The 18,266-nt window shown below is 72.4% G+C and carries 18 protein-coding genes and 1 riboswitch; of the genes, 15 read left to right on the forward strand and 3 right to left on the reverse strand.

What is annotated here, in order from left to right; genetic code table 11:
* The first annotated feature begins 100 nt into the window (after window positions 1-100).
* Window positions 101-1,396, forward strand: coding sequence for an endolytic transglycosylase MltG (gene mltG / locus ACZ52R_RS13670; RefSeq protein ID WP_465617080.1), 1,296 nt, complete (start codon window positions 101-103; stop codon window positions 1,394-1,396).
* A 185-nt stretch (window positions 1,397-1,581) separates the two neighbouring features.
* Here mltG (ACZ52R_RS13670) and ACZ52R_RS13675 read toward each other — a convergent pair whose 3' ends face one another.
* On the reverse strand, window positions 1,582-1,899 hold the full coding sequence (locus ACZ52R_RS13675; RefSeq protein ID WP_465617082.1) for a hypothetical protein: 318 nt from the start codon (window positions 1,897-1,899) through the stop codon (window positions 1,582-1,584).
* On the opposite strand from ACZ52R_RS13675, the gene mltG (ACZ52R_RS13680) reads away from it, so the two are divergent.
* The 9 genes from mltG (ACZ52R_RS13680) (at window position 1,885) to ACZ52R_RS13720 (ending at window position 11,931) form a co-directional block, all read left to right on the forward strand.
* On the forward strand, window positions 1,885-3,477 hold the full coding sequence (mltG, locus tag ACZ52R_RS13680) for an endolytic transglycosylase MltG (protein WP_465617084.1): 1,593 nt from the start codon (window positions 1,885-1,887) through the stop codon (window positions 3,475-3,477). The genes ACZ52R_RS13675 and mltG (ACZ52R_RS13680) overlap by 15 nt on opposite strands.
* Window positions 3,478-3,511: 34 nt before the next feature.
* On the forward strand, window positions 3,512-4,342 hold the full coding sequence (locus tag ACZ52R_RS13685) for a shikimate dehydrogenase (protein ID WP_465753486.1): 831 nt from the start codon (window positions 3,512-3,514) through the stop codon (window positions 4,340-4,342).
* Between the two features lie 207 nt (window positions 4,343-4,549).
* On the forward strand, window positions 4,550-5,734 hold the full coding sequence (aroC, locus tag ACZ52R_RS13690; RefSeq protein WP_360498513.1) for a chorismate synthase: 1,185 nt from the start codon (window positions 4,550-4,552) through the stop codon (window positions 5,732-5,734).
* Window positions 5,731-6,252 (forward strand): shikimate kinase, encoded by a 522-nt coding sequence (locus ACZ52R_RS13695; protein ID WP_360498515.1) that lies wholly within the window; start codon window positions 5,731-5,733, stop codon window positions 6,250-6,252. The genes aroC and ACZ52R_RS13695 overlap by 4 nt, the downstream gene beginning before the upstream one ends.
* Window positions 6,245-7,336, forward strand: a complete 1,092-nt coding sequence (gene aroB, locus ACZ52R_RS13700; protein ID WP_360498517.1) for a 3-dehydroquinate synthase — start codon at window positions 6,245-6,247, stop codon at window positions 7,334-7,336. The genes ACZ52R_RS13695 and aroB overlap by 8 nt, the downstream gene beginning before the upstream one ends.
* Before the next feature lie 8 nt (window positions 7,337-7,344).
* A complete protein-coding gene (gene aroQ, locus ACZ52R_RS13705; RefSeq protein WP_360498551.1) occupies window positions 7,345-7,773 on the forward strand; it encodes a type II 3-dehydroquinate dehydratase in 429 nt (142 codons plus the stop codon).
* Between the two features lie 127 nt (window positions 7,774-7,900).
* Window positions 7,901-8,815 carry an AAA family ATPase gene (locus tag ACZ52R_RS13710; protein ID WP_465753487.1) on the forward strand — a complete coding sequence of 305 codons (915 nt, stop codon included), beginning with the start codon at window positions 7,901-7,903 and terminating at the stop codon, window positions 8,813-8,815.
* Window positions 8,816-8,959: 144 nt separating this feature from the next.
* Window positions 8,960-9,769 (forward strand): Fpg/Nei family DNA glycosylase, encoded by an 810-nt coding sequence (locus tag ACZ52R_RS13715; protein WP_465753488.1) that lies wholly within the window; start codon window positions 8,960-8,962, stop codon window positions 9,767-9,769.
* A gap of 143 nt (window positions 9,770-9,912) precedes the next feature.
* A complete protein-coding gene (locus ACZ52R_RS13720; protein WP_465753489.1) occupies window positions 9,913-11,931 on the forward strand; it encodes an AAA family ATPase in 2,019 nt (672 codons plus the stop codon).
* A 31-nt stretch (window positions 11,932-11,962) separates the two neighbouring features.
* On the opposite strand, the gene ACZ52R_RS13725 is transcribed toward ACZ52R_RS13720, so the two are convergent.
* A complete protein-coding gene (locus ACZ52R_RS13725; protein ID WP_465617096.1) occupies window positions 11,963-13,636 on the reverse strand; it encodes a hypothetical protein in 1,674 nt (557 codons plus the stop codon).
* Window positions 13,637-13,691: 55 nt separating this feature from the next.
* Window positions 13,692-14,075 carry an ArsR/SmtB family transcription factor gene (locus ACZ52R_RS13730; protein WP_465617098.1) on the reverse strand — a complete coding sequence of 128 codons (384 nt, stop codon included), beginning with the start codon at window positions 14,073-14,075 and terminating at the stop codon, window positions 13,692-13,694.
* A gap of 82 nt (window positions 14,076-14,157) precedes the next feature.
* A riboswitch (cobalamin riboswitch) is annotated at window positions 14,158-14,371 on the forward strand.
* 32 nt (window positions 14,372-14,403) lie between these two features.
* Here ACZ52R_RS13730 and nicT point away from each other — a divergent pair.
* The 5 genes from nicT (at window position 14,404) to nusB (ending at window position 18,213) form a co-directional block, all read left to right on the forward strand.
* Window positions 14,404-15,531, forward strand: coding sequence for a Nickel transporter NicT (nicT, locus tag ACZ52R_RS13735; protein ID WP_465753490.1), 1,128 nt, complete (start codon window positions 14,404-14,406; stop codon window positions 15,529-15,531).
* 153 nt (window positions 15,532-15,684) lie between these two features.
* A complete protein-coding gene (locus tag ACZ52R_RS13740) occupies window positions 15,685-15,918 on the forward strand; it encodes a cupin domain-containing protein (RefSeq protein ID WP_465617102.1) in 234 nt (77 codons plus the stop codon).
* A 102-nt stretch (window positions 15,919-16,020) separates the two neighbouring features.
* Entirely contained in the window at window positions 16,021-17,127 is a 1,107-nt protein-coding gene (locus ACZ52R_RS13745) for a M24 family metallopeptidase (protein ID WP_360507562.1), read from the forward strand.
* An 80-nt stretch (window positions 17,128-17,207) separates the two neighbouring features.
* Window positions 17,208-17,771, forward strand: a complete 564-nt coding sequence (efp, locus tag ACZ52R_RS13750; RefSeq protein WP_360507559.1) for an elongation factor P — start codon at window positions 17,208-17,210, stop codon at window positions 17,769-17,771.
* Window positions 17,772-17,775: 4 nt separating this feature from the next.
* Entirely contained in the window at window positions 17,776-18,213 is a 438-nt protein-coding gene (nusB, locus tag ACZ52R_RS13755) for a transcription antitermination factor NusB (protein WP_360507556.1), read from the forward strand.
* The last annotated feature ends 53 nt before the right edge of the window (window positions 18,214-18,266 follow it).

Here is an 18,266-nt window from a genome sequence, read left to right on the forward strand (position 1 = left end):
GACGCGTTCGCACGGACCTCTTTTCGTTCGTTTCCGATTCCGTTTTGGATCGATTTGAGATCGATCCGGATCGATCTGGGACCGTTGAGGGGCGCGAGCCATGACCGACCAGGACTTCCACCCCGGGCTCACACCCGGACACCTGGGTGCGCCGGTACTGGAGCCGGAGGGCCGTCCGCCGTCCGCGCCCCGTCCGCGCTTCGATGCGCCGGATCCGCACCGACGGCGCAACGGACTGGCCTGCGGGCTCACCGCGCTCGCGCTGATCGCGGTGTTCGGCGGCATCGGGCTGACCGGATACACCTGGCTCCAGTCACAGCGCAAGCCCCCGGCCGCCGCCGACTTCGCGGGGCAGGGCAGCGGCAGCGTCCAGGTCTCCGTGCCGGAGGGCGCCGGCCTGTCCCAGATCGCGTCCGCGCTGGTCCGCAACGGCGTGGTGGCCAGCTCGCTCGCCTTCACCCGGGCCGCGAAGGGCAGCGCGGCGGCCGCCGGACGGATCCAGCCCGGCACGTACACGCTGAAGCAGAAGATGTCCGCCGTCGCGGCGCTGGCCATCCTGATCGACCCGGCCAACGCCAACGGCCTCACCATCCCCGAGGGCTGGCGCGGCTACCAGATCTACGCCGCCATCGACAAGAAGCTCGGCCTGCCCGACGGCACCACCCAGCGCACCGCCCAGGACCAGGGCGCCGAACTGGGCCTGCCCGACTTCACCAACGGCAGCCCCGAGGGCTACCTGTTCCCGGCGACGTACAGCGTCACCGACGGGACCACCGCGATCGACCTGCTGAAGCAGATGGTGGAGCGGGCCGGCAAGGAGTTCACCCGCGACGACGCCAACGTCGTCGCGCAGAACCTCGGGCAGAGCGTCTACGGGCTGGTCACCGTGGCCAGCATGGTGCAGGGCGAGGCCGACAACACCGAGGACATGGGCAAGGTGGCCCGGGTGATCTACAACCGGCTGGCCAAGCACATGCCGCTGCAGCTGGACTCCACGATCAACTACGCGCTCGGCCGATCGACCCTGAACACCACGGTCACCGAGACCAAACTGGACTCCCCGTACAACACCTACCTGCACCCCGGGCTGCCGCCGACACCGATCTCCAACCCGGGGCGGCAGGCGATCATGGCGGCGCTGGACCCGACACCGGGGGACTGGCTGTACTTCGTCACCGTGAAGCCCGGCGACACCCGGTTCACCGACAACTTCGACGTGCAGCAGCGCAACGTGGCCGAGTTCAACGCCAACCGGGCGGCGAAGCCGAGCGCCTCGGCTTCCACTTCGGCGGCCGCCTCGGGTTCCGCCTCGGGTCCCGCGTCGGCTCCTGGCTCCGCGTCCGCGCCCGGTCCGGCGCCCGAGGCCGGTTCCGGTTCGGGTGCGGCGACTCCGTAACGGTGTTGTGTGCCGTCCGTGAGGTCGCCCACTGACGGTGCGTCCGCCCGGGCGGGGGCAAGGCTGCGGTACGGTAACGTCTCCCTCCAGGCGCTGCGCTAGCACGCCGGTTCGAGAATCAGCCGGGACGGCGTCGTCCCGGACGGCCGGTCCGATCCGCCGGCCGTCACCGTCGGTTAAGGGGATCAATGACCGATCTGGGTGGGGGCTACGCCCCCCAGGGCGAGCCGTGGCACCCCGGTGATCCCGGGTACGACGGCCGGCAGCCGGTCCCCGGCCAGCAGGACGGCCAGTGGCAGCAGCAGTACCCGCAGCAGGGCCAGCAGGTTCAGCAAGGCCAGCAGGTCCAGCAGCCGTACGGGGACGTGCAGCAGGGGTACCCCCAGCAGCAGATGTCCCAGCAGGGCTACCCCCAGCAGCAGATGCAGCAGCAGGGGTACCAGCAGCAGGGGTTCCCGGGCACCCAGCAGGGATATCCGCAGCACCAGATGCCGCAGGGCCACCAGCAGCCGATGCAGCAGCAGGGCTACCAGCAGCAGATGCCCCCGCAGCAGATGCCGCAGGGGGGCTACCAGCAGCAGATGCCGATGCAGCAGCAGGGCTACCAGCAGCAGGGATTCCCGGGCGCCCAGCAGCACGGCATGCAGGAGCAGCCGGGGATGCAGCAGCAGCCCGGCGCACAGCAGCAGGCGGTGCCGCAGCAGCAGATGGCCCAGCAGCAGCAGGCCCGGCCGCAGGCGGCGCCGGCACCCGCGCCCGCTTCGGGCCCCGGGCCGGACGGCATCGACTGGGAGGCCGAGGCCGCCGCGCTGGAGTCCGGCGCCGACCCGGTCGGCGGCGCGCGCGAAGCCGGGACCGGCGAGTGGGACGGCCGGGAGGACGGCCACCACGAGGACGACGGGTACCCGGAACAGGAAGCCGAGCACCCCGAGGGCGGCTTCCTCGGTGAGCAGGACGAGTCCCGCGAGGCGAAGAAGAAGCGCAAGGAGAAGGGCAAGAAGTCCGGGCGCCGCAACGGTGGCGCGTGCCTGCTGGTCGCGGTGGTGCTGCTCGGCGCCATGGGCGGGGCCGGTTGGTGGGGCTACGGCTTCTACCAGGACCACTTCGGCCCGCCGCCGGACTTCACGGGCGCGGGCACCGAGTCCGTCCAGGTCGAGGTCAAGAAGGACGCGGTCGCCGGGCAGATCGGCCTGGCGCTGAAGAACGCCGGCGTGGTCAAGAGCGTCGACGCGTACACCAAGGCCTGCAACGCCGAGCCCAAGTGCACCACGGTCCAGCCGGGCTTCTACGGCCTGAAGAAGGAGATGCCGGCCGCCGACGCGCTCAAGGAGCTGCTCGCCCAGGCGGGCGGCGCGGCGATCGTGATCCCGGAGGGCAAGAACTCCTCCGAGATCTACGCCAAGATCGACGACAAGCTGAAGCTCCAGAATGGCACCACGGCGGGCGTCGCCAAGGCCCAGCTCAACGACCTCGGCCTGCCGGCGTATGCGAACGGCAACATCGAGGGCTTCCTCTGGCCGACCCGCTACAACATCGCCGACGGCATGAAGCCCGAGGACCTGCTCAAGCAGATGGTGAAGAACGCCGTCGACAAGTACGCGAACCTGGACGGCCAGGCCGCCTCGGTGGGCCTCAAGAACGGCTACGAGGTGATCATCGAGGCGAGCATCCTGCAGCGCGAGGGCAACAACGTGGGGGACTTCGCCAAGATGGCGAAGACCATCCAGAACCGGCTCGCCAACGAGCCCGAGACGCACCACCGTCTCGGCATGGACACCACGCTCCAGTACTCGCTGGGCCGCAAGGACCTCACCAAGAAGGACATGGACGACGCGTCCAACAAGTACAACACCTACATCAATGCGGGCCTGCCGCCGACGCCGATCTCCAACCCCGGCGACGACGCCATAAGCGCGGTGCTCCACCCGGCGGACGGCAAGTGGCTGTACTTCATCGCGATGGACCCGCAGCACACCAGGTTCGCCGAGACGAGCAAGGAGCACTACGCCAACGTCAAGGAGTACTGCCAGGCGGCCGGGCAGGGCTTCGACGAGGCGCGCGGCCATTGCACCACCAAGTAGCCCTGGCCGTAAGGCAGTCCATGGAGAGGCAGCGTTGACCAGCAAGCACCGGGCGGCCGTCCTCGGCTCGCCGATCGCCCACTCGCTCTCGCCGGACCTGCACCGGGCCGCCTTCGCGGCGCTCGGGCTGGACGGCTGGCGCTACGACCGCTTCGAGGTCGACGAGGCCGCGCTGCCCGGCTTCCTCGCCGGGCTGGACGAGGCCGAGTGGGCCGGGCTGTCGCTCACCATGCCGCTGAAGCGGGCGATCATCCCGCTGCTCGACGAGGTCAGCGCGACGGCCCGCTCGGTGGACGCCGTCAACACCGTGGTGTTCACCGCCGACGGCCGCCGGACCGGGGACAACACCGACATTCCCGGGCTGGTCAACGCGCTGCGCGAGCGCGGGATCATCGACGTGCCCGGCGCCGCCGTCCTGGGCGCCGGGGCCACCGCCTCCTCGGCGCTGGCGGCGCTCGCCCAGATCTGCACCGGCGAGGTGACGGTCTACGTGCGCAGCGCCGAGCGGGCCCGGGAGATGGCCGAGCTGGGCGAGCGACTGGGCTTGGTCGTGCGCACCGCCGACTGGGAGCGCGGGGCCGAGGCGCTGGCGCAGCCGCTGACCGTCTCCACCACACCGGTCGGTGCGACCGACGCCTTCGCCGGTTCGCTGCCCGCCGAGCCGGGGGCGCTGTTCGACGTGCTGTACCACCCGTGGCCGACGGCGCTGGCCGCCGCCTGTGCCGAGCGCGGGTCGACCGTCCTGGGCGGTCTGGACCTGCTGGTGCACCAGGCGGTGCTGCAGAGCGAGGCCTTCACCGGGCGGACGCCCGGGCCGCTGGCGGCGATGCGCGAGGCTGGGGAGAAAGCGCTCACCGGGCACTGAGCCGGGGCCTCCGGCTGTCCGTCGGCTGCCCGTCGGCGGTCTCCTCGTCGCCTCCCCGCAGTCTCCCGGCCGGATCGTGACCGGTTGCCGTCCGTCACGCGGACTGCGCCCCCGGGTGCCGCCGGCTCATGAAAGGATTCAGGCAGAAGGCACGCTCGGGCGGGCCCCGGCGGTGCCGTGGGCCGGTCCGCTGATGAAGGAGCTCCGTTGGGTACGTTGCGCTGGCTGACGGCGGGGGAGTCGCACGGCCCCGCACTCGTCGCGACGCTGGAAGGCCTGCCCGCCGGTGTACCGGTCACCACCGCCGTGGTGGCCGACGCGCTGGCGCGCCGTCGGCTCGGTTACGGCCGCGGGGCGCGGATGAAGTTCGAGCAGGACGAGGTGACCTTCCTCGGCGGTGTCCGGCACGGCCTGACCATGGGCAGCCCGGTCGCGATCATGGTCGGCAACACCGAGTGGCCGAAGTGGGAGCAGGTCATGTCGGCCGACCCGGTCGACCCCGAGGTGCTGGCGGGCCTGGCCCGCAACGAGGCGCTCACCCGCCCCCGGCCCGGCCACGCCGACCTGGCCGGCATGCAGAAGTACTCGATCGACGAGGCCCGGCCGATCCTGGAGCGCGCCAGCGCCCGCGAGACGGCCGCCCGGGTCGCGCTGGGCGCCGTCGCCCGCTCGTACCTCCGCGAGGTGGCCGGGATCGAGATCGTCAGCCACGTGGTCGAGCTGGCCGCCGCCAAGGCGCCGGCCGGCGTGCTGCCGCAGCCCTCGGACGAGGCCAAGCTGGACGCCGACCCGGTCCGCTGCCTGGACGCGGACGCCTCGAAGGCGATGGTCGCCGAGATCGACCAGGCCCACAAGGACGGCGACACCCTCGGTGGCGTGGTCGAGGTGCTGGCGTACGGCGTGCCGGTGGGCCTCGGCTCGCACGTGCACTGGGACCGCCGCCTGGACGCGCGGCTGGCCGCCGCGCTGATGGGCATCCAGGCGATCAAGGGCGTCGAGGTCGGCGACGGCTTCGACCTGGCCCGGGTGCCGGGCTCCAAGGCGCACGACGAGATCGTCCCGACCCCCGAGGGCGTCAAGCGCACCTCCGACCGCTCCGGCGGCACCGAGGGCGGCCTGTCCACCGGCGAGGTGCTGCGGGTGCGCGCCGCGATGAAGCCGATCGCCACCGTGCCGCGGGCGCTGCAGACCCTGGACGTGCGCACCGGCGAGCCGGCCAAGGCGCACCACCAACGCTCGGACGTCTGCGCCGTGCCGGCCGCGGGCATCGTCGCCGAGGCGATGGTCGCCCTGGTGCTGGCCGACGCCGTCAACGAGAAGTTCGGCGGCGACAACGTCACCGAGACCCGCCGCAACGTGCAGGGCTACCTCGACCACCTGATCATCCGATGACCTCTCCTGTTGTGGTGCTGGTCGGCCCGCCCGGCAGTGGCAAGTCCACCGTCGGGCGGGCCCTGGCCGAGCGCCTGGGCCTCGGCTTCCGGGACACCGACGCCGACATCGAGGCGACGGCCGGCAAGCCCATCCCGGAGATCTTCATCGACGAGGGCGAGCCGCACTTCCGCGCGCTGGAGGTCGCGGCCGTGCGCGCCGCCGCCACCGGACACGACGGGGTGCTGGCGCTCGGCGGCGGCGCGGTGATGGCCGAGGCCACCCGTGAGCTGCTGCGCGAGCTGCCGGTGGTCCTCCTCGAGGTCCCCCTGGCCGACGCGGTCAAGCGGGTCGGCCTGGACGCCCCGCGCCCGCTGCTGGCCGTCAACCCGCGGGCCCGCTGGCGCGAGCTGATGGACGCCCGCCGCCCCCTCTACCTGGAGGTGGCCACCGCCGTCGTCGACACCGCCGGGCGCACCCCCGAGCAGGTCGCGGACGCCGTACTGGAAGCACTGGAGCTGAAAACCCCCCATGACTGACACCACCGTCAGGATCCACGTCGGCGGCAGCGCCGGCCACGACCCGTACGACGTGCTGATCGGGCACCAGCTGCTCGGCGAGCTGGCGCCGCTGATCGGCACCCGGGCCAAGCGGGTCGCGATCATCCACCCGGAGGCGCTGGAGGCCACCGCCGACGCCATCCGCGAGGACCTGCTCGGCGAGGGCTACGAGGCGATCGCGCTGCAGGTGCCCAACGCCGAGGACGCCAAGAGCGCCGAGGTCGCCGCGTACTGCTGGTCGGTGCTCGGACAGACCGGGTTCACCCGCAGCGACGTCATCGTCGGCCTCGGTGGCGGCGCCACCACCGACCTGGCCGGCTTCGTCGCCGCCACCTGGCTGCGCGGGGTGCGCTGGATCGCCATGCCCACCACGCTGCTCGGCATGGTCGACGCGGCCGTCGGCGGCAAGACCGGCATCAACATCGCCGAAGGCAAGAACATGGTCGGCGCCTTCCACCCGCCGGTGGGCGTGCTGGCCGACCTCGGCACCCTGGAGACCGTGCCCAAGCACGACTACGTCTCCGGCCTCGCCGAGGTCATCAAGTGCGGCTTCATCGCCGACCCGGCCATCCTCGACCTGATCGAGGCCGACCCCGAGGGCGCCAAGACCCCGGCCGGGGCGCACACCGTCGAGCTGATCCGCCGCGCCATCCAGGTCAAGGCCGACGTGGTCTCCGGGGACCTCAAGGAAGCCGGGCGGCGCGAGATCCTCAACTACGGCCACACCCTCGGCCACGCCATCGAGCGCAACGAGCGGTACAAGTGGCGGCACGGCGCCGCGATCTCCATCGGTATGGTCTACGCCGCCGAACTCGGCCGCCTGGCCGGCCGGTTGGACGACGAGACGGCCGACCGGCACCGCACCGTGCTGGCCTCGGTCGGCCTCCCGCTGAGCTACCGCGCGGACGCCTGGCCGAAGCTGCTGGACGCGATGAAGATCGACAAGAAGTCGCGCGGCGACCTGATCCGCTTCATCGTCCTGGACGGCCTCGGCAAGACCTCCGTGCTGGAGGGCCCCGACCCGTCCCTGCTGGTCGCCGCCTACGCGGAGGTCTCGGCGTGACCCGGGTGATGGTGCTCAACGGCCCCAACCTCGGCCGGCTCGGCAGCCGCGAGCCGGACGTCTACGGCGCCACCTCGTACGCCGGTCTGGTCGAGCGCTGCACCGAGCTCGGCAAGGAGTTCGGCTTCGAGGTCGAGGTGCACGAGACCAACTCCGAGCAGCAGATGGTGGAGTGGCTGCACGAGGCGGCCGACGGGCAGGTGCCCGTGGTGATCAACCCGGGCGCGTTCACGCACTACTCGTACGCGATGCGGGACGCCGCCGCGCAGCGCACCGCGCCGCTGATCGAGGTGCACATCTCCAACCCGTACGCCCGGGAGACCTTCCGGCACACCTCGGTGATCGCCGCGGTGGCGTCGGGCACCATCGCCGGTTTCGGGCTGGGCTCGTACGAGCTGGCGCTGCGCGCGCTGGCCGAGCAGCTCACCACGCGCTGAGGGGGCGGCCCGGTCCGACTCCCGCAGGTGGGGTCGGACCGGCCGCACGGCCGGGGCCCGGCGGCGGACTGGGCCCGCCGCCGGGCCGCCGTGTAGTGTCCCCGCTGAGAGGTGTCGGGAGGGTGCCGTGACGCAGTACGCCGGAGGTGGGCAGGTCCCGCCGCGTCCCGCCGCTCCGCCGGTGCCGCCGGGGGGCGGTACGGGGGTGAACCCCTCGGGAGCGCCGGTCGCACCGCCGCCTCCGCCGCCGGTTCAGCCCGCGCCGGTTCGGCCCGCGCCGACTCGTTCGCAGGCACCCGTTGCTCCGCCGGCCCCCGGGCAGGCTCCCGTGCCGGCCGCCGGCCCGGCTCCGGCCCCCGCCGCGGTCCCGGCGCCCGCTCCGATGCCCAGCGCGCCGGTTCCCGCAGGAGGCACCGGGCACTTCGTGCTGCCGTCCGGGACGCCGGTCCAGCTGCCCGCCCACCCGCCGCAGCAGCACGCGCCCACCGGGCCGATCGCCGTCCTGCTGATCGGTCCGGCCGGGGCCGGCAAGACCACCGTCGCCCGGTACTGGGCCGAGCGTCGGCCCACCCCGACCGCGCACATCAGCCTGGACGACGTACGGGAATGGGTGCAGTCCGGCTTCGCCAACCCGCAGTCCGGCTGGAACAACGCCTCCGAGGCGCAGTACCGGCTGGCCCGCCGCACCTGCGGCTTCGCCTGCCGCAACTACCTGGCCAACGGCATCTCCTGCATCATCGACGACGCCGTCTTCCCGGACCGCCCGGCGATCGGCCTCGGCGGCTGGAAGCGGCACATCGGCCCCGGCATGATCCCGGTCGTCCTGCTGCCCAGCCTGGACTCCGTGCTGCGCCGCAACGCCCGGCGCAGCGGCAACCGGCGCCTCGGGGACGAGGAAGTGGCACGCATCCACGGGCGGATGGCCGGCTGGTACAACTCCGGGCTGCCGATCATCGACAACTCCTACCTGGACGTGGCCGGGACGGCCGCCGAGCTGGACCGCGTCATCCTGGCCCGGCTGATGGGCATGCCGGTCCGCTGACCTGCGCACCTCGCCGATCCGCTGATCTGTCGATCCGTTGATCCGAGGGGCCGCGGTGGTGTCGGAGCCGGCTGCGATGATGGACATGTCCTCGGGCCCGCCCAGCGGCCCGTCCTGTCCAACGACCCGGGGGAGCTGACGCCCGTGCCGGAAGGCCACATCATCCACCGCCTCGCCGCCGAGAACCGGAAGGCCTTCGGCGGGCGCCCGGTCCGGGTCTCCAGCCCGCAGGGCCGGTTCGCCGACGAGGCCAAGGTGATCGACGGGCAACTGCTCACCGGTGCCGAGGCCACCGGCAAGCACCTCTTCCTCGGCTTCGAGGAGGGCGCCTGGGTGCACATCCACCTCGGGCTCTACGGCGGCTTCGCCTTCGGCACCGGCCCGGCGCCCGCGCCGGTCGGCCTGGTCCGGCTGCGGCTGGAGAGCGAGGACGGCTACGCCGACCTGCGCGGTCCCAATACCTGCGCGCTCGTCACCGACGCCCAGAAGGCCGCCGTCGCGGCCCGCCTCGGCCCCGACCCGCTGCGCGCCGACGCCGACCCGGAGGCCGCCTGGCGCCGGATAGCGGGCAGCCGGACGACGGTCGCCGCGCTGCTGATGGACCAGAAGGTGCTGGCCGGGGTGGGCAACGTCTACCGGGCCGAGGTGCTGTTCCGCCACGGCATCGACCCGCACCGGGCCGGGCGCGACCTCACTCGGAAGGAATGGGACGCGATCTGGGCCGACCTGGTGGCGCTGATGCGCGAAGGCGCCGCGGTCGGCCGGATCGACACCGTCCGTCCCGAGCACACCCCCGAGGCGATGGGCCGCCCGCCCCGCGTGGACGACCACGGCGGCGAGGTGTACGTCTACCGGCGGGCGGCCATGCCCTGCCTGGTCTGCGGCACGGACGTCCGCACGGAGGCGCACGCCGCGCGCAACCTCTTCTGGTGCCCGACCTGCCAGGCGGCCTGAAGCCCTGACCCGGTGGGCCGTTGATCCGGCGGGCCACTGATCCGGTGGGCCGCCGATCCGCACTCCGGCTCGCCGATCCGCCTTCCGGTCCGGTGCCCAGCCCGTAGGCTGGGGCCGGCCGACCGGGCGGAGGGAGCGGGTGGATGGAGCGTCACGAGGTGGCCAACACCGTGTCAGGTGCCACGGTGGGCGGCCATGTGGTGCAGGCCCGGGACATCGGGTCGCTGCACATCCACCCGGCCGGTGCCGATCCGAAGCCGGTGCCGAGGCCTCGTCAGGTACGTGAGCCGCACGGCCCGTTCGTCAACCGTGAGCCGGAACTCGGCGCCCTGATGACGGCGTTGGGTCGGGTCGAGGCAGGCGGACTCGGGCTCGTGGTGTTCACCGGCCTGGGTGGGGTCGGGAAGACCGAGCTGATCGCCAAGTTCACCGAGGAGCACCGGGCGAGCTTCCCGGACGGCGACCTCTACGCGGACCTCCTGGCCTACCGGCACCAGGGCGGGGTGGACCTCCCCGAGCTGCTGGCCGGCTTCCTGCGGGCCCTCGGCACCGAGCCCCCGGCGGCGGAGGCGGAGCGGTTCACCACCTTCCGAACCGTGACCGCCGAGCGCCGCTGTCTGTTCTTCCTGGACAACGTCGAGCACGCGGCCGAGGTCCGGGCACTGCTTCCCTCCAGCGGGCTGGTGGTGGTCGCGAGTCGGCGGCGGCTGCCCGCGCTGCGGACGGACGGCGCGGAGGTGCGGCAGCTCGGGCCACTGAGCGCGACGGCCGGCACCGACCTGGTGCGGGCCTGGCTGGGCTCCGGGCGGGGCACCGACGCGGAGCTGGCGGAACTGGTCGAGCTGTGCGGCGGGCTGCCGCTCGCGCTGAACGCGGTCGGGAGCCAGCTGCTGGACCAGGACCACCTGCCGGTCGACCGGGTGGTGGCCGAACTGCACGACCGGGAGGGCAGGTTGGCGATGCTGGAAGACGAGGACAGTGATCTCGGCGCGACGTACGACCTGGTCTACGAGCGGCTGTCGCCGGAGGCCCGGGCGCTCTACCACCTGATCGGCGTGCACCCCGGCCCCTTCGTGTCGGCCGAACTGGCGCATGCGGTCGGCGTGGCGCGGGCCGGGCAGGCGATCAAGCAGCTGCGGGCCGTCCACCTGGTGGACGAGGTGCTGGACGACGACCGCGAGGCCCGCTTCCGGGCCCACGACGTGGTGCGGCTGCACGCCTACGCCCGGGCGCGCGAGCTGCCCGACCACGAGGAACTCCTCGCCGGCGTCGTGGCGTACTACCGCGGCCGGGCCTCGCTCGCCGACCGTGCGATGGCCAAGCAGCGACTCCGGTTGCAGGACCCGAGCGGCGACGACCTGCCGCGCTTCGCCTCCGAGACCGCGGCCCTGGAGTGGCTGTACGCCGAACGGGCGAACTTCCGCGCGGTCGTGGAGGCGGCGGCCGAGCAGGGCTGGCACGGCGAGGTGTGGCGGCTCTGCGAGTCGCTCTGGCTGCTCTACCACGACCGGAAGCTCTTCCAGGACTGGATCGCCACCCACCGGCTCGGCATCGAGTCGGCACAGTGGGACAACCAGCCGGACGCCGTGGTGCGGATGCGCAACCAACTGGCCCGCGCCTACCTCGACCGCAAGGAGTACCCGCTCGCCGCCGAACAGTTCGCGCTCGCCACGGAGCAGGCGCCGCTGGTCACCAACCGCCAGGTCGTCGGCGTGCTCTACGAGATGGACGGCCTGCTGTGTCTGGCCGACGGCCGCCCGGGCGACGCGGTGGAACGGTTCACCCTGGCCCTGGCGGAGAACCGGGGCGACGACCACGGCGAGATCGTCCAGGCCTACCACCTGGCGCAGGCGTTGATCGCCGACGGCCGGCCGGAGGAGGCGCTGGCCGTCCTGGCCGAGGCCACGGCCCAGGCCGAGGAGTCGCACGACAACGACATGCTGATGAAGCTGCCGCTGGTGCGCGCCCGGGCCCACCGGGCGCTCGGACAGCTGGACCTCGCCGTCGCCCAGGCCGAGGACTGCGCCCGGCAGGCCGGGCAGCGCAGCCAGTACGCGAAGGAGGCGCAGGCCCACACCCTGCTGCTCACCCTCGCCGAGGAGCAGGGCGACGAGGAACTGGCGGAACGCAGCCGCGAGCGGCTGCGCCAACTGTCGAGCTAGGCCTTACGGTCCGGGCTCTATGGTCTGGGCCCTACGGTCCGGTACGGAAGGACACCCGGGTGCGGCGCTCGCCGGTGCGGATGGTGAGCCCGTGCTCGGGGAGGGCGGCCGGGTCGCCGCCGTCGGCGAGCCAGCAGGCGACGGCGGAGCCGAGCAGCAGCGGATCGACGCTGGGGGCGGTGCCCGTCCAGTCCGGTTCGGCGCAGGCCGCCAGCAGCAGGCCGGTGCGCAGCCGGAGCAGGTGACGGTCCGGGCCGAGGGCGGCCACCGCGACGGCGAGGCCGGGGAGTTCGGCGGCGGAGTCGGCGAGCCAGCGTTCGGCGGGGCGCTCGGCGTGCACCTCGGTCCGGGCGAGGACCTCGGCCGTGTAGCGCAGGGCGTCGCCGGGGTGCTCGTCGGTGAGGGCGTGGAAGCCCCGTGGGCTGTGGTCCTTCGGGTCGAAGGGGTAGCGCCGCAGGCTGACCTCCGTCCCCTCGCTCGCGCCCTCGACGTCGTAGGCGGTGGGCCGGTCGGCGGCTCCGGGGCCGAGGACGGGCTTGGGGTAGGGCGGCAGGGCCGGTTCGTCCCCTGGTTCGTCCAGTTGCTCCAGGAAGGAGTAGAGCAGCGGGCGCAGCACCCGGGCGGATTCGCCGCGGCGGGCGAGTGAGCGGTCGGTGATCTCGCGCAGGTCGGCGGGGTCCCGGGCCAGAGCCTTCTCGACCTGGGCGGGGAGGTCTCCGTCGGGGTCGAGCACGGGTGCGGCCTGGCCGAAGGCGTAGCTGGGGGAGCGCGGGTCGAGCTCGGCGGCGCCGGTGGCGACGAGCATGGTGGGGCGTTCCAGGGCGGCGCCGTAGAAGGAGACCGAGCCGTGGTCGCCGATCAAGACGTCGGCGGCGACCAGGGCGGCCTGCCAGCCCTGGTGCGGCGGGATCAGGCGCAGGCCCATCCGGCGGGCGGCGTCGAGCAGGGACTCCGGGTCGTGCCGACTCCAGATGTTGGGGTGCAGGACGACGGCCACGGTGTACTCGTCGGCGGGCAGCCGGCGGACCAGGCGCTGGGGCAGGTCGGGGCGGCGGCCGAATAACGAGTGCTCGCTCCAGGTGGAGTTGACGACGACGAGCCGTCGGCCGTCGACGGCGCCGAGTGCGGCGCGGTAGGTGTCGCGGGAGCGTCGGCTGTGCAGCATCCGGTCGAAGCACGGGTCGCCGACCACGTGGGCGACGTCCAGTGCCTCGGGGCAGGAGTCCCGCAGGCGGTCCAGTTGCTCGGGGTGGGAGAGGCCGAGGACGTCCACGAACACCCGCCCGCGGTGGGTGAGTTCGTTGCGGGACAGGCCGGCGGCGCTGACCGTGTCGCCGGTGGACTCGGTCACCAGGCGGTTGTAGCCGGCGCCGTGGGGGAGGACGACGAGCCGGGCGTCCAGGCGGTGCATGGAGGAGTGGACGGCGCAGGCGACGGCCAGGTCGAAGCGGTGCCGGACGGCGTCCTCCCAGTCCAGCACGGTGAAGCCGGGCAGGCCGTGCAGGTACTCGTCGAGGGCGCGGTCGGCGAAGGCGGAGCCGGGGTTGACGGTGAAGTACCGGGCGATGCCGTCGGGGTTCAGCAGGGTGAGGACGTCCAGGACCCGGGTGGCCGAGGTGAGGGTGCGGGCGACCGCCAGCACGCGGGCCTTGACCGGTCGGGTGTTCCAGCGGTCGGCGGGCCAGACGTGGGGGTGGGACGGCACACCATGATCGTACTCATCCGGGGTGGCGCGCCGGGTGCTGTTTCCCGAGTGTCGGTCAGCCCGCCGCTGCGGTGGGCTCGTGATGCTCGGCGGCGGCGCACGCGTCGAGGAGGGGGCGCATGTCCTCGTCCACGAGCCGGTAGCGCACCACACGTCCGTCCTTGTCGCCGGTGACCACGCCGGCCGTGCGGAGCAGCCGCAGGGCCTGGGACACGGCGGTGTCGCGCATGCCGGTGGCGACCGCGAGATCGGTGACGGCGAGCGGGCCGGCCCGGTGGAGGGCGAGCAGCAGGGCGAGCCGTCCGGGGTCGGCGAGCAGGGAGAACCGCTCGGACCAGGACCGGACGTGCGCGGCGTCGCCGATCGCGGCGATGGCCTCGCAGACCCGGTGTCCGTCGATGGTGCGGTGGCCCGCGCGGTCGGCCGGTACGAGATGCATGCGGACATTCTTGCAGGCGGCGTGCTGTGATCCTGGACACCTGCGCAGGTGCGCAGCCTTGCATGGGTCGGGGCGTGGCCCCTACGGTGTAGCCCGCCGTGGTGCTCGGGAAGACCGGTGACGGACCCTCAGGGGTCCGGATTCCGGAGCGGCCCTCGCCACTGTGATCGGGTCACTCCTCCGTCCCCGGAGGAGTGTCGTCCGTACCCACGACGCCACTGGGTGCCTCGCGCACCTGGGAAGGCGGGTACGGACGTCCCGTAAGCCAGGAGACCGGCCACGGCATCTCACGAAGTGATTCCACGAGGTGCTGGAGCGTGATCCGAAGATGACCCTGCCCGAAACCGCCGCCGCAGACGTGAAAGCGGGCGTGAGAACGGTCCCGTCCGTGCTGCCCACCTTCCGGTGGAAGCGCGAGGACACCGTCCGTACGGCCGGGCTGATGGGGGTGATCCTGGCCATGCACGTGGTGGCCTTCGGGACGCTCATCTTCCTGGTCGCACCCGAACGGTACGCGGTCGGTACCCAGGTCTTCGGGGTGGGCCTGGGTATCACCGCGTACACCCTCGGCATGCGGCACGCCTTCGACGCCGACCACATCGCGGTGATCGACAACACCACCCGCAAGCTCATGGCGGACGGCAAGCGGCCGGTCTCGGTGGGCTTCTGGTTCGCCCTCGGGCACTCCTCGATGGTGGTCCTCATGTCCGCCCTGGTGGCGGGCGGCGCGCAGCTGGCGAGCACGCTGATGGACGACGACTCGGCCACCCACAAGTGGCTCGGCATGATCGGGACGACCACCTCCGGCGTGTTCCTCTACCTGATCGGCGCGCTCAACCTGGCGGCGCTGCTCGGCATCATCAAGGTGTTCCGGGCGATGCGGGCCGGGCAGTACGACGAGGCGGAGCTGGAGGCGCACCTCGACTCGCGCGGCTTCATGGCCCGGGTGCTGAACCGGGCGACCCGCTCGATCACCCGGCCCGGGCAGATGTTCCCGGTCGGCATGGTGCTGGGCCTGGGCTTCGACACCGCGACCGAGGTCACCCTGATGGTGATGGCGGGCTCGGGCGCGGCCTCCGGGCTGCCCTGGTACGCGATCGTCTGCCTGGCGCTGCTGTTCGCGGCCGGGATGAGCCTGTTCGACACCCTGGACGGGACGTTCATGAACTTCGCGTACCAGTGGGCCTTCGCCAACCCGGTTCGCAAGGTGTACTACAACCTGACCATCACTGGGCTGTCGATCGCGGTGGCCTTCATCATCGGCACCATCGAACTGATCGGCGTGCTGCACGAGAAGCTCGACCTGACCGACCCGGTGACCGGCTGGATCGCGGACATCTCGCTGGACAACGTCGGCTACGCGATCGCCGGGCTGTTCGTGGTGGTCTGGGCGGTGGCGATCGGGTACTGGAAGCTCGCCCGGGTCGAGAAGCGCTGGGCACCCGAGGGGTCGTGAGCCGGAGGGCATGAGAGTGGCTCATGGGGCCGGGGCATGAGCCGCGCTCATGCGGCAGCGCCATGAGCTCGACTCATGCGGCCGCCCCATGAGGACAGCTCATGCGGCAGCGCCATGAGCGTCACTCATGCGGCCGCCCCATGAGGACAGCTCATGCGGCAGCGCCATGAGCGTCACTCATGCGGCCGCGAGCAGCACCCGGCCGGAACGGTGGAGATCATCCGGGTCGACGAGGGCGAGCCGGCCCTGGTGCACGACGAGCGCGGACACCCGGTGCCGGTCGGCAGCACGGTCTTCTTCGGCGCCTCCTACCCGCACGTCTGCCGCAACCCGGGGCGGCGGATGCCGGCGCTGACCATGGTGGTCTCCGCCCGGCCGCCGCGCTGACCCCTGTCCTCGCGCGCCGAACGGCGCCTGCCCGAGGTGTCCCGGGGTTCCGTCGGGAGTGCTCGGCGGGCGGTTCGGCCCGGGGGTTCGTAGGCTCGACGCATGGCGGATGCGTACGCGGGTCGGCGGGAGCGGGTGAGGGAGCACTGCAGTGCGGCCGGGGCCGATGCGGCGCTGATCACCCGGGCGGCGAACGTGCGGTATCTGACGGGCTGCGCGCCCTGTGGAGCGACCTTGCTGCTGACCAGGGAGCGGGTGTTGCTCGCGCTGCCGGACGACCTGCCGCCGGACGACTCCGGGGAGCACCTGATCGCCCCGGACGTCCCCCAGCTGCCGGTGGCGGCCGGGGCGGACACCGCGCTGGCCGCCGCGGCCGCCGCGGCGAGCTTCGGGGTGGCGGCTCTGGCGGTGGAGGAGCACGACCTGACCGTCAGCCGCCACCGGGCGGTGGCGGGCCTGGCCGAGCGGGCCCGGTTGGTCGACCTGGGGCAGGTGGTCGAGCGGCTGCGGGTGGTCAAGGACGAGCACGAGATCGCCGATCTGCGGATCGCCGCCGAGATCGCCGACCAGGCGCTCGGCGAGCTGCTGGAGTCGATCCTGGTCGGCCGCACCGAGCGGCACCTGGCGATGGAGCTGGAGCGCCGGATGATCGACCACGGCGCGGACCGGGCCGCCTTCCCGGTGTCGGTCGGCACCGGCAGCCACTCCGGCCAGGCCGCCCACCAGCCGACCGACCGCCGGGTGGAGGAGGGTGACTTCCTGACCGTCGTGATGGGCGCGCAGTACCGCGGTTACGGCGTTTCCACCGCCCGCACCTTCGTGATCGGGGCCGCGCCCGCGCCCTGGCAGGTGGAGCTGCACCGGCTGGTCTTCCGGGCCCAGCGGGCCGGCCGGGAGGCGCTCGGACCGGGCGTGGAGCAGTGCGTACCCGACCGGGCCGCCCGGCAGGTCCTGGAGGCGGCGGGCCACAGCGAGGCCTCGCCGCACCCGGTGGGCCACGGCATCGGGTTGGAGATCCGGGAGGCGCCGCGCCTCGGTCCGTCGGACATGGGTAAACTGGACAGCCGCGTGCCGGTCACCGTCGGCCCAGGGGTTCATCTCCCGGGCAAGGGTGGTGTCCGGATCGAGGACACGCTCGTCGTCCGCCCCCTCGAAGAGGGCGGGCCCGAGTTGCTCACCATCACCACCAAGGAGCTCCTCGCCCTGTGACCGCGGCCGCTCGACGGCCGTGGGCGGCAGGACGCAATCCCTTGGTTCCTTGACAGCTATATCCAGGAGTAAGTGCGCCCGTGGCTTCCACGAACGATCTCAAGAACGGCATGGTCCTCAAGCTGGACGGCGGCAAGCTCTGGTCTGTCGTCGAGTTCCAGCACGTGAAGCCCGGCAAGGGCCCGGCCTTCGTGCGTACCAAGCTCAAGGAGGTCCTGACCGGCAAGGTCGTCGACAAGACCTTCAACGCGGGCACCAAGGTCGAGACCGCCAACGTCGACAAGCGCGGCATGCAGTTCTCGTACATGGACGGCGAGAACTTCGTGTTCATGGACATGGACACCTACGACCAGCTGACCATCGAGAAGGCCGTCGTCGGCGACGCCGCCAAGTACCTGCTGGAGGGCTTCGAGGCCCTGGTCGCCACCAACGAGGGCGCGGTGCTGTACATCGAGCTCCCGACCTCCGTCGAGCTGACCATCGCCGAGACCGAGCCGGGCGTCCAGGGTGACCGCTCGACCGGTGGCACCAAGCCGGCGACCCTGGAGACCGGCGCCGAGATCCAGGTGCCGCTCTTCGTCACCACCGGTGAGAAGGTCAAGGTCGACACCCGCGACGGCAGCTACCTCGGCCGGGTGAAGTAAGTCCGTGTCGGCCGCACGTAGCAAGGCCCGTACCCGGGCCTTCCAGATCCTCTTCGAGGCCGACCATCGCGGGGTCGACCCGCAGCAGGTCCTCGCCGACTGGGTGGCCCGCGCCCGCGAGCCGAAGCCTGACGAGGGCACCCCGCAGATCGGCGAGTACACCATGGAGCTGATCGAGGGGTACGTCCAGCACGCTCGCCGGATCGACGACCTGATCTCGCAGTACGCGGTGGGTTGGACGCTCGACCGGATGCCGATCGTGGACCGCAACGTCCTGCGACTCGGTGCTTACGAGCTGATCTGGGAGGACGGTGTCCCGGACGCGGTCGTCCTGGACGAGGCCGTCGAGATCGCCAAGGAGTTCTCCACGGACGACTCCCCGGCCTTCGTCAACGGCCTGCTCGCCCGCTTCCTGGAGCTGAAGCCGAGCATCCGCCGATAACCGGACGATGCCCCGCAGACGGCCGCCGGACCCGAAATTTCGGGTCCGGCGGC

The sequence above is a fragment of the Kitasatospora sp. NPDC034023 genome (assembly GCF_055575795.1).